This window comes from Coprococcus sp. AM97-35 (genome assembly GCF_027697525.1).
Lineage (GTDB): Bacteria > Bacillota > Clostridia > Lachnospirales > Lachnospiraceae > Allocoprococcus > Allocoprococcus comes.
Genome location: NZ_JAQESL010000043.1, coordinates 1 through 12062 on the forward strand (window position 1 = coordinate 1; position 12062 = coordinate 12062).

The 12062-nt window shown below is 32.5% G+C and carries 9 protein-coding genes and 1 pseudogene; 9 read left to right on the forward strand and 1 reads right to left on the reverse strand.

All coding sequences use genetic code 11. From position 1 onward, the window contains the following. Positions 1-215, reverse strand: a pseudogene (locus PG840_RS15950) (RNA-binding protein); the annotation flags it as partial. A 247-nt stretch (positions 216-462) separates the two neighbouring features. On the opposite strand from PG840_RS15950, the gene PG840_RS15955 reads away from it, so the two are divergent. The 9 genes from PG840_RS15955 (at position 463) to PG840_RS15995 (ending at position 11319) form a co-directional block, all read left to right on the forward strand. After that, positions 463-1152: a response regulator transcription factor gene (locus tag PG840_RS15955; protein ID WP_025580962.1), complete on the forward strand. Its 690-nt coding sequence runs from the start codon at positions 463-465 to the stop codon at positions 1150-1152. 5 nt (positions 1153-1157) lie between these two features. Continuing rightward, positions 1158-2075, forward strand: a complete 918-nt coding sequence (locus PG840_RS15960; protein ID WP_117843973.1) for a sensor histidine kinase — start codon at positions 1158-1160, stop codon at positions 2073-2075. A 139-nt stretch (positions 2076-2214) separates the two neighbouring features. Next, positions 2215-3138 (forward strand): ABC transporter ATP-binding protein, encoded by a 924-nt coding sequence (locus tag PG840_RS15965; protein ID WP_055151469.1) that lies wholly within the window; start codon positions 2215-2217, stop codon positions 3136-3138. After that, entirely contained in the window at positions 3131-3940 is an 810-nt protein-coding gene (locus PG840_RS15970) for an ABC transporter permease (protein WP_117843974.1), read from the forward strand. Before PG840_RS15965 ends, PG840_RS15970 begins: the two co-directional genes overlap by 8 nt. 5 nt (positions 3941-3945) lie before the next feature. Then, positions 3946-4731: an ABC transporter permease gene (locus PG840_RS15975; protein WP_117843975.1), complete on the forward strand. Its 786-nt coding sequence runs from the start codon at positions 3946-3948 to the stop codon at positions 4729-4731. 274 nt (positions 4732-5005) lie between these two features. Continuing rightward, on the forward strand, positions 5006-5206 hold the full coding sequence (locus PG840_RS15980; RefSeq protein WP_025580957.1) for a plantaricin C family lantibiotic: 201 nt from the start codon (positions 5006-5008) through the stop codon (positions 5204-5206). A gap of 116 nt (positions 5207-5322) precedes the next feature. Further along, positions 5323-8460 (forward strand): type 2 lanthipeptide synthetase LanM family protein, encoded by a 3138-nt coding sequence (locus PG840_RS15985; RefSeq protein WP_173684412.1) that lies wholly within the window; start codon positions 5323-5325, stop codon positions 8458-8460. A gap of 42 nt (positions 8461-8502) precedes the next feature. Further along, positions 8503-10599, forward strand: a complete 2097-nt coding sequence (locus PG840_RS15990; RefSeq protein WP_025580955.1) for a peptidase domain-containing ABC transporter — start codon at positions 8503-8505, stop codon at positions 10597-10599. Between the two features lie 54 nt (positions 10600-10653). Next, entirely contained in the window at positions 10654-11319 is a 666-nt protein-coding gene (locus PG840_RS15995) for a DUF6973 domain-containing protein (RefSeq protein WP_025580954.1), read from the forward strand. Positions 11320-12062: the final 743 nt, after the last annotated feature.

Here is a 12062-nt window from a genome sequence, read left to right on the forward strand (position 1 = left end):
GCAACATTCCGTTCTTCATCAATATGTGTCACAACAAAGGACACCTTATCTTTCTTCCCAACGGTGCGGCTGTCGTAGCAACTGTGAGCAATGGCGTTGACGCCCAATTCTAACCGGACAAAAACAGTTCCTTTGTGGATGTCTTCCACCGTTCCGGCATATTTTCCCTGTACCCGACAACTTTTCAGATTTTCTTTGCTGGTGTTGCCTTCCACGAATGTTCCCCTACCTGGAATCGTTGTCAGATTATTCTAGTATGGGTGAATTTTTTTTAATTGTAGAGGTTTGTCAAGTTGAGATGAAGAAATAAAAATTTGATATATAAAGAGTTAGCCAAAATGGTTCGATATATGAATTACAAGAATATTGTAAGATACAAACGGTTAATATAGTGATAAAATAATTACCAATATAATTGTTGCAATCAATTTGAAGAGATATACATATTACTGGAGGCTTGAGATGAGAAAAGATATTATAATTATTGATGATGATAGGGATTTATGTACACTCTTGCAAGAGAGTCTTTTGCAAGAAAATATTTGTGCAGATATTTCATGCAACGGTTTTGATGGGATAAAATCAGTAAAAGATAAGGAATATCAATTAGTTGTATTGGATGTGATGATGCCAGGAATCAGTGGTTTTGAAGTTTTAGAAAGAATACGAGACATGAGTAATGTACCAATACTAATGCTTACAGCGAAAGATGACAGCACCTCAAAAGTAAAAGGGTTGCGGGCGGGAGCTGATGATTATTTGACAAAACCTTTTGAAATGGAAGAGTTTTTTGCAAGAGTATTATCTCTAATAAGACGTTACACACGTTTAAATAATATGGCTAGTAAAGCAATTTTGAAATATGGCGATTTAAGAATTGACTTAGAAAGTGGCATAGTAGAATTGTCTGGTGAAGAGCTTAAATTATCTGCAAAAGAATATGATGTACTTATATATCTTGCAAAAAATCAAGGAAAAATTCTCACGAAGAAACAAATATACGAAAATGTTTGGAACGAAGAGTATGTATATGATGATGATAACATAATGGCAGTTATTAGCAGATTGAGAAAGAAAATAGAGCGAACAGCAGAAAATTCGTATATTCAGACTGTAAGAGGTCTTGGATATAGATTCAATAAGGAGTTATGAGATAAATGAAATTATTTTATGTGGTGCTAGTCATACTTTTATTTTATAATTTGGGATTGACACTTTATGTGTTTAAAATTAATAGAAGACTAAAAGAGTTCAATCAAATACTTTTAGAAATAGAGAAAGGTCAAAGCAAACAAAAGTTTCTATTGAAAAAAAATAATAGGATAGATCAAGTTGGATTTAGAGTAAATTCTATATTGTATAAATATGAAAAAAGGATCGAAGAGAGTAACATAGAGTTGGAAGCAAATAAGCAACTCATGACAAGTTTATCACATGATGTCAGAACACCCATGACAACCTTAATAGGGTATTTGGACGCTCTAGATTTAAAACTGGTAAGTTCAGATAAAGAGGAACAATATCTAAGACTAGCGAAAGAAAAGGCGTATGACTTAAAAAAATATATCGAAGTGTTATTCGAGTGGTTTAGGATTAATTCAGATGAGGAACAGTTGGAAATAAAAGCAGTTGACATTACTGAAGAAACCAGAAGGATTTTTTTGGATTGGATCCCTATAATAGAAGAACATCGAATAGGATATAATATAGAAATTCCTGAGAAAGCTATAATTGTTGAGATTGATGAGGATTGTTATATGAGGGCTATAAATAATATTGTGCAGAATATTTTTACTCATAGCAAAGCAGCAAACATATCAATAACAGCATCAGAGGGGAATGGTAAATTTAGACTCGAGATAGGTGATGATGGGATAGGGATAGCAAAGGAAGATTTGAATTATATTTTTGAAAGATTATACCGGTGTAATAAAGGAAGATCCGGAAAAGGGAATGGACTGGGATTAAATATTTCAAAATTATTGCTAGAGAAAATGGGTGGGACAATTAGTGCATTTAGTGAACCGGGTAAAGGAACAGTATTTTGTATTGAATTTTCAGTTATACAAAGGTAACAAAAAAGATGATACGTTCGAGTATCATCTTTTTCGTATTAAATAAATTACAAGGTTCTTGTCAGGTTTCTGTCAGGTTCCTGTCAGAAAAATATATTATACTGTAAAACATAGAAGATTCTGAAAGGAGAAAAACCAAATGTCACAATACATTATACAAACACGTGATTTAACTAAAACATATGGAGAACAGAAAAGTGTTTCCAATCTAAATATGCATGTAAGAAAGGGAAAGATATATGGACTTTTAGGGAGAAATGGAGCTGGAAAAACCACAACTATGAAAATGCTGCTAAACCTCATAGAACCGACATCAGGTTCCATACGTATTTTTAATAGAGATATAAGGCTTGAAGAGAAAAAAATATTACCTCGAATAGGATCACTGATTGAAAGTCCTGGATTTTACCCTAATTTGACAGGTACGGAAAATCTTAGAATTTTTGCGAAATTGAGAGGAATCCCAAGAACTGATGCTATCGAACAGGCATTAAAACTTGTTAATTTACCATATAAAGATAAAAAGTTATATTCGCAGTATTCATTAGGAATGAAACAGCGATTAGCTATAGCATTAGCGGTAATGCATGATCCAGAAATATTAATTTTGGATGAACCAATTAATGGCTTAGATCCGATAGGAATCGCAGAAATAAGAACATTTATAGAAGATTTATCTAAAAATAGAGGGAAAACTATATTGATCTCTAGCCATATACTTTCAGAAATTGCTGTTTTAGCAGACGATATTGGTATCATTGATAAAGGCGTACTCATTGAAGAGGGAAGTATGAAGGAATTAGAAGAAAAAAATGGAAAATATATACACTTCAAGGTTTCTGATAATGCCCAAGCAGCAAGAATACTGTCAGTGTATTATAAAGAATCAAATTTTAAGGTATCAGGAAACCAAGATATAAATGTGTATAATCTCAGTATATCAATACCAGATATAGTTCGTTCCTTTGTTCAAGAAGGAGTAGACGTGATGGACGCTCATTTGTGTGAAGATACTTTAGAGGACTATTTTAAAAAAGTGACAGGAGGGGAAGGAATTGCTTGATTTAGTCAGATGTGAGTTTACAAAATTGAAAAGAAGGAAAATCACGCTCATGCTGATTGTATTATCATGTTTTTTCCCCTTAATTGTGGTTATGACAACTAAGAACGGGATGTCTGGTGATCTGAGCACACATTATTTGAAAATGAGGTTTGATTTATCCTTTACTATGACACAGGGCTATGGTCTTGTATTCCTTGCACCTTGTTTAATAGGAATGCTTGCGACAATCTTGTTCTTTATGGAACGAGATAATGATACATTTAAAAATATTAGAACAGTGCCCGTGACAATTACCAAAATGATCCTTGCAAAGATCTGTGTACTTTTTATATATGGTACTCTTTTTAGCCTGGCGAGTGTATCATTTACAATATTCTTTTCATGGATATTGAAGGTTGGTATTATATATGATTTAGCATACAAGCTAGGATTTAGTATTATATTTGGGCTTGTGATAACGATAGCGTCACTTCCTATTGTGGTTATAATAGTATATTTTAATAAATCCTATTTAGTGTCTACATTGTTGGCATTTTTTTATTCGATTCTAAATTGGGGAATTATCGGTTTATTTGAAACAATGGCAGTGAAAGGTACCGCAAAATTTCTAAATCTATTTCCAGTTATATGTGCGATGGACTGGACAAGCGGTAAACTGGTAGATCATGTAATAAAAGATAATTTGTCAAAAGAAGCATATATTATGTTTCCGTCAGATATTTATGCATTTTTGGTATTAGGAGTAACATTGTTCTTATCTTTAATGCTTATGATTAGATTTTATAAAAAATGGACGAGGTAATTTAAATGGGAAATATTATATCAACAGAGTTATTAAAAATTAAAAGATATTCAGTTGTAAAAGCTGGATTAGTTATGATGTCGCTATCTGTGTTAATGAGTTGCTTTTATTCAATTGCAAGCACAAATAAAGTATGGGATTTTCAGTATTTTATACAGCAGGTAATTATTAGTAATTGTACATTATTTTTCCCGATTATTATTACATTAGTCGCTGTGTACATTATTTCCAGGGAAACAACAGATGATACATTAAAATCTATTTTAACAGTACCTATTTCATATAAAAAGTTACTTATTGCTAAATTTTGGCTGCTTTTATTTTTAACTATAGTTTTTAGTATTTTTAACGCTCTTTTGTCAATATGTTTTAATGCTTTTTTAGGATTTTCTGGAATGAATATTCATATGATGCTGATGTCAGCCGCTCAGATTATTGTATCTGACATATTGGTGTATATATCAGTACTTCCCATTATTATTGTTTGTGCTTTTGCAGAAGGAAAATCATTGCTGGGAGTTGCCGTTGCATTCATCTACGGATATTTTGCAACAATGGAAGGAAGTATGCTTAATTGGTTTCCAATCAAGGCTGCAATGATACTTGTTGATCCTAAATGCGGAAGCGAATATGGAATAACATATAAAATTCCTCCTGCGGCGATGTCTATAATTGGGGTTTTGGTGGTTTCCATACTATTGTTTCAAATGCTAAACAGAACCAAAAAGAATGTTTATATGAAATCAAAAAGAAAAGTAAAGGTAAAACAAACAAGACGGAAAGGGTGGTAAAAAATGGTGGATTGAATGTAAAGAAATGTTGTCCGTAATCATAAACAATTTTAATATATGTTTGTAAGGAAGGAGAAGAGAAAATACATACTGCTAGTCAAGTGAACTTAACAGAACCTTTTAAGGAAATGAGAAATGAAAAAATAAATATCTTAGGATGAACCTGAAGGGTTCTGTATTCCTGCAGTATTTTGTGAAAAATTAAATCGTATAGATATAGACATTTTGAATTTACATATGGTATCTATGCAAGAAGCAGTTAGGAGCGTGCCTTATGAAGAAAAATTATAGAAATCCAATGACAAGACCAGAAAATTTCATGAATCCGGCAGGAAATGTAATGAAGGAAATTAAAGAGGCGGATTTAAACAATTTTTCCGCAGGTGCTGGTGAACCAAGAGTTTCCGATGGGTCTCAGTTCTGTACATCAACAAAAGAATGTAACTGGGGAACAATTATGTTTGTTTGCTGTTAGTTTATGAGAGTGGTATGAAACCACAGGTATGATGACTACTGAATGAATAGGTTTGGCTTCTATGCATAGATATCATATGCAAATTCAAAATTTTTTACATAATGGAGGAGATTATTATGGATAAAAATAATTGTGACAATAATTCCTATTTTTATGAAAGAAATTATTATAAGGATGTTCCAATCAAAGATACTCAAATATTAGAATATTGGAATAACATTTTAGGTAAAGATGTTATTGAATCAATAGATAAGGCTTATGGGGTTTCTATAGAGCAGATATTATTTTCAGAGTATTCGTTAAATCATAAATATATTAGCTTTGCAACGTTAAATCAGGAATATTCTGATATGTGTAATGAGAAGGCTATATCCTATTTGACTAAAAAAGGGACAAAAGTATTATTTGATCAATTTGTTCTCAGGTTTCTGGGATATGGGAAACGGGTTTTAGAAAGAAAGAGTAGAAAAGGATATATTGTTAAAGTAATTCAGGACTGTTTTTTGAAAAATTTAGCGGAAAGGATTTTAGATGTTTCTTTAAGCACTCTTATTTTTGAAATGTATTTAGCAAAAGAACAAGGAGAACTTAGAGGAAATGATGAAGCAGAAGAATATAACGACTATAATCAGAGATTTCTTGGTAATGATAAGTATATAAAAGAATTATTTTCCATATATCCAGGTCTTAAAAGAATGCTGATAGAATTAATGGAAAATTTGGCAAATAATTATATATTATTGCAGGAAAGAATGGAAAAGGATACTTTACTTTTAGAAGATAAATTTGGTGGGAAAAAGAGCTGGACTGAAGTAAAAGATATAAGAACGAGTGGTTCAGATTCACATAAGAAAGGAAATAGTGTTTTTTTAATTCAGTTTCAAGATGGAACAAAAATAGTTTATAAACCACACGGACTGAAGGTGGAGAAAGCATATCAGTCATTTTTGGAATTTATTTCTTCCAATTGTAAAAAGGACTTTAGGCAATTTTTGATTCTGGATTGTGGGGACTATGGATGGGAAGAATTTGTAGTTAATCTTCCTTGTAACAGTGAGGCTGAAGTCAGGAATTATTATTATCGGATAGGAGTGCTTGTTTTTTGCAATTATATATTAAATGTCAATGATATACATACTGAAAATCTTATTGCTAATGGGGGATATCCGGTTGTTGTAGATGCCGAGACTGTCTTAGATAATAAAAGGGACAAAAAGAAAAAATCAGGTAGAGAAAAAATTTACGATAAGATACATGAATCAGTGTTGTATTCTGGAGTACTGCCTTTTTATAAATACACTAAAAATGGAAAAGGTATAAATATGAGTGCTCTTAATGGCCAAGAGGGAGAGCAATATCCAATACTGATTCCAAGATTAAAAAATGCTGGGACATCAAATATGCATTATGAATATGAAAGACCTATTACTCAAGCTAGTAATAATTTACTGAGACTGGGGGAAAAGGTAAAAGAACCTAATCAGTATATAGATGAGATATGCGAAGGTTTTTTTGACGCATATACATTTTGTTTGGACAATAAGAAGCTTATATTAAACTATGTTTCGATATTTGAAAATATTGAAGTTAGGCATTTAGTCCAAGATACTCAGCGGTATTCCATGCTATTGCACACATCATACAATCCGGATTTTCTTCAAGATGCGAAAGATAGGCAACTATTTTTGTGTGCAGTGTTAAAAAATGTGGAACAGATGCAAGGGAATATGGAAATTGCAAAACTGGAAATAAAGGATATGCTGAATATGGATATTCCATATTTTTATAGCAATACTTCAAAAGAAGATCTTTATGGATCAGAAGGGGAAGTGGTGAAGAACTATTTTGCTGAGTCTAGTATTCAACATCTTAGAAATAAGATCTGTTCTATGGGCAAGAAAGATAGAGAAGAACAGATTAGATTTATAAAAATAATTTTAACAGATTTGAATGATGTAAAAGTTGAGAAACCTAAAAAAGATATAAATGAACTTTGTATAAGTAGAAGCGATAATGAACATGGACAAAAGGAATATAAAAAAAATGCCATATTAAAAATTTTACATACATTAGAGCAAAAAGCTTTTTATGGTGATGATGGGCAGGATATAAATTGGATAGGAATAACATCTATTGGAAATTCTGAAAATTCTTCTTGGAATATCCAACCATTAGGGGTTTATTTATATGAAGGATTAGGAGGAATTGCCCTTTTTTATAATGCACTACAGCAATCAGATTTTGATGTGGATTTGTCAGCAGCCTGCAAAGCATTTGAGACCATGATGTTTCAATATACCGATGATATGTTGGAACGATCCACGGATTTAGAAAAGGAAAGTAGCGGTGCTTATGCGGGGGAAGCTTCTGTTATATATGTATACGAAGTTTTATATAAGATAACAGGAAAACAAAAATATTTAGAATATGCAGAAAAACATTGCAAAATTTTAGAGTATGCATTGAAAGCAGATGAAAATAATGATCTGATTTATGGTAATGCAGGTGCCGTTATTGTTCTTCTTAATCTTTATCACTTAGCTCAAAAGGATATATATTTGCAATTGGCGTGCGAAGCAGGGAACATTCTTATAAAAAATCAGAATAAGGGTAAGTGGTGCTGCGGAAACGGGCAGAGCTTATCTGGGCTGTCACATGGAATTACAGGTATAATTTATGCTCTTACAAAGTTAAATAATGAGCAATTTCATATTGAATATCAAAAGGCAATACACTCTGGATTAATATATGAAAATACCATGTATTCTGATAAATATAATAATTGGTTAGACAATCGGGAGGAGGCAAAAAAAGAAGAAAACTCTGATAATAGATGCATGGCAGCATGGTGTCATGGGGCACCAGGGATTTTATTGGCAAGAAGTAAGATGTATAACCTGGTTAAAGACAGTAGTGATTATATAACAGTACAATGTGATATTGAACGTGCACTATTTGCGACAAAAATGTATGGATTTACAGATAATGACTGTCTATGTCATGGGAATTTGGGGAATACAGAAATATTACTTGAATATTCAAAAGAATGTAATGATGAAGAAGTAAGACATATGATGTTGTCTGCGAGAACACAAATTGCTATGGATATTATAAATGAAAATTACGATTGTGCAAGGTCTTATTTGCATGGGTATAAGATACCAGGATTTATGACAGGAATCTCAGGAATGGGATACTCTCTATTAAGAGATTTGTACCCAGAATTACCATGCATTTTGGCTCTGGAGATTTAGGAGCGTAATTGCTAAGTAATATTTAACAAAGGGAGGAACTTGATGTTTCAAAAAAAAGTGCATTATGTTTCACAGCTAGGAAGCATGGATTGTGGCATAGCATGTCTGACAATGATTCTTAATTATTACGGGTGTAAAAGTGATATCGTGGACATAGGGGCAGAGATTCAGATTGGCAGAGACGGTATGACCTTAGCTCAAATGAAAGAATTAGCAGAAAAGTATGGATTTAAATTTGCTGCATACCAGTATAATCATGAAGAAAAAAACTTAATAGAGTATCTTCCAGCCATTTTGTGTAATGATTCCCACTATGTGGTAGTTGATAAAACTAAGAAGAAAGGAAAATATATTCTGTTTGATCCAGCAAATGGAAAAAGAGTTGTCGATTTTTTAGAATTAAAAAACGGATACAAGGATATTCTTGTATCCGTTATTCCAAGTAGAAATATTAAGAAAATAAAAAAAACCAAATTTAAAATAGAGGTAAAATTCTCTCAATTTATGATTGCAATTATGTTGATGCTTATGTGTCAACTTATTACATTAGCTGTTCCAATGGTTGTGCAAAAAGTAATAGATAGTTTATCTTCTGCCCATATTACAATTCATATATGGAAAATTACACTTTTAGTTCTTCTGATTATGTGTGCCCATTTTGTATTGAGCTTACTAAGACAGAAAATTTTATTGAATATTAACATGAAACTTTTTAAAACAATGATTTCTAATATGATTCATAAAATTTTCCGTTTGGATGTAAGTTTTTTTGAATGGCATTCCGCAGGTGACATAGGGAACCGTTTCAATAGTATAAATCAGTTGAACGACATTCTTACCAATGGATTTATAAACATTATAATCCAAGGGATTACATCCTTGGTATGTTTAGCTGTTATGACCAGTATATCTCCATATTTGACTGCATTTGTTCTAGTTGTTTCTATTATACAGATCGCCATAATGATTTTATTAAATGGTAAAAATCTCATAAAGACGAAAGAGTATATATACTCACAGAGTACAATACAGGGAGAACTGATAGATACTCTGGAGAATATAATGGAAATAAAATGTATGGGGATGGATAATGCAGTTAAATCAAATTTACAAAATTCTTATAGTAAGTTAATAGAAAGATTCAAGGGAAAAACTCGAATTAGTAATTTGATGAATAGTTTTTCCTCAACCTTAAACTTGATTTTCCCTTTAATGATTTACGTGATTGGAAGTTATAGTGTGAAGCAAGGAGGGTTAACGATAGGACAACTTATAGCCTATGCAACCTTAGTGGGATATTTTACAGCACCTTTTACTACCGTTGTATTGTTGTTACCGAGTATCAATAGTATTAAAGAAGTGCTTTTACGTTATAAGGAACTAATGATTTTTAGAGAAAATTATCATACGGGAGTTCTTGTACCTGGAAAATTTGAAAATTTAAAAATAAGTTCGGTTTCATATTGCTACAATAGTGGGCAGGCATACGCATTGAATAATGTTTCTCTTGATCTTAGGCGAGGCGAGAGAATTGCTATTGTTGGTTTATCGGGTAGTGGAAAATCAACCTTGATAAAAGCCATACTGGGTGCCGTGGATATTAATCAAGGATGTATTGAGATAAATAATTATGATATCAGATCAATGTCGAAGGAACAGATTTATAAATGGTTTTCAGTAGTTACTCAAAATCCTATGTGCTTAAATGCAAGTATAAGAAAGAATATTGATATTATAGGTGATGCTCCGGATGAGAAAATATGGAAGGTACTAGACATTGTAGCATTAAAAGAGGAAGTTTTAAGTATGCCGTTGGGATTGGATACACTTGTTGGAGAAGGAGGACAAAATATTTCAGGTGGTCAAAAACAGCGTATTGCCATAGCAAGAGCTCTGCTTAGCGATACGGAGGTAGTTATTTTTGATGAAGCTACCAGTAATCTGGATCAGCTTACAGAAAAGAAAATTTATGATAACCTAAGGTCTACCAATAAAACGCAAATTATCATTACTCATAGACTTTCCTCTATTCGAGATACGGATTATATCTATGTATTGAACAGGGGAAGCATCATTGAACAGGGAACACATTTGGATTTGATGAAGAAAAAGGGATGGTATTTTGAGAGTATTCAATGACAGATAGGAATTAAATTATGATATGAAAAGCCATTGTATGGGGAGGTATTACAGATGAAGAAGAAAGAGATAGTTATTGGGGTGAGCGTACTGATTAGTGCATCACTTCCCATTTCAGTTTATGCTGCTTCAAATGAAAGTATGAGTTCTAGAGGTTTTATAATTGATGAAACTAATGAGTTTGAGGATATCGTTAAGCAAATTTTAGATGTTAAGTCAAAACATCCGGAATGGAGTGAACAGCAGATAAGTGATTTTATGGATCAGATTCATGCTATTAAGAAAGATGGCGTCATAGACATTTGGAACGCACTTACTTCTTCTGAGAAAAAATTAGTGATTCGATATCCGTTTGATGCACTAAAAGTCAATAAAGCAAAGGAAATTGCCACTAAACAAACCGAAAGAAAATTCGGAAAAAATGGTTTGGGTGACAGGAGTGACGCATTTAGACACGGAATATGGAATGCCGAAATGACAGTTTTGATAGGAAGTGAAAAAGCAGAGCTTTTTGCGACAGCACATGAAGATAAAGATACTACTGGAAACGAAAGCGATGGATATACAAAAGATGAGCACAAAAAAATGGATTTACATAACAATGAAATAGGGAGGAAATTAGGTGCAGATAACCTATCTGCACCAGAAGAGAAAATGGCGGAAATCATATATGACGAGATAATGAGAGAAGATTCGCTGTTTGTATGGCTGCATGAATGAAAAAGTTAGAACGTATGAACTGAAATGAAATATATCTCTAAGACAGTCGCAGATATTTTATTGATGTTTAGATATCTGTGACTGTTTTTGAATAGAAATAATAGTCGTTAAAAATGTCTGCTCTGACTAAATTTGAAAGAAGAATCAGAATGAGAACCAAGTACTAATGTATAGCCATGAATTAGATGTGAAATCTGTTAAATGATGGTCAAATGAGAATGAGGGGGCTGTAGAAAAATATTTATCAACATATTATTTGTCGATTTAGTTTAAGTAATGACAATAACAATAATAAAGGGGGACTTGATTTCTCATATCCCCCAGTGTATAATCTAATTAAGAAAGGTAATCAGATGCAAGATCTGATGCCCTCAGTAAAATTTAATTTTTTTCTATGTTAAGACATAGCATCCATCAAACTTTCTCAGGGTTTATCGTGGATGCTATTTCTTATCATGTCGATTATCTATGTAAGTCAGAGCCGCAAAAACTACTAAAAGCAATGTGAGTACTTCCATTGTGTTCATGGGCATCACCCTCCTTTAAAAACTAGAGGGCTGGTCGAAATTGCATCCGCATCTCTTTCTCGATTAGCTATACTCGCTCAGTATAGCATGGAATATCTTGTATCGCAATAAGAAATGGATGTAGTGAGCTCCTTTTCATATTGCTTTTGGTAATCAGATATTTTGTTTGATAATCCTTGTAATGATGCCAACAGCAACATTCCGTTCTTCATCAAT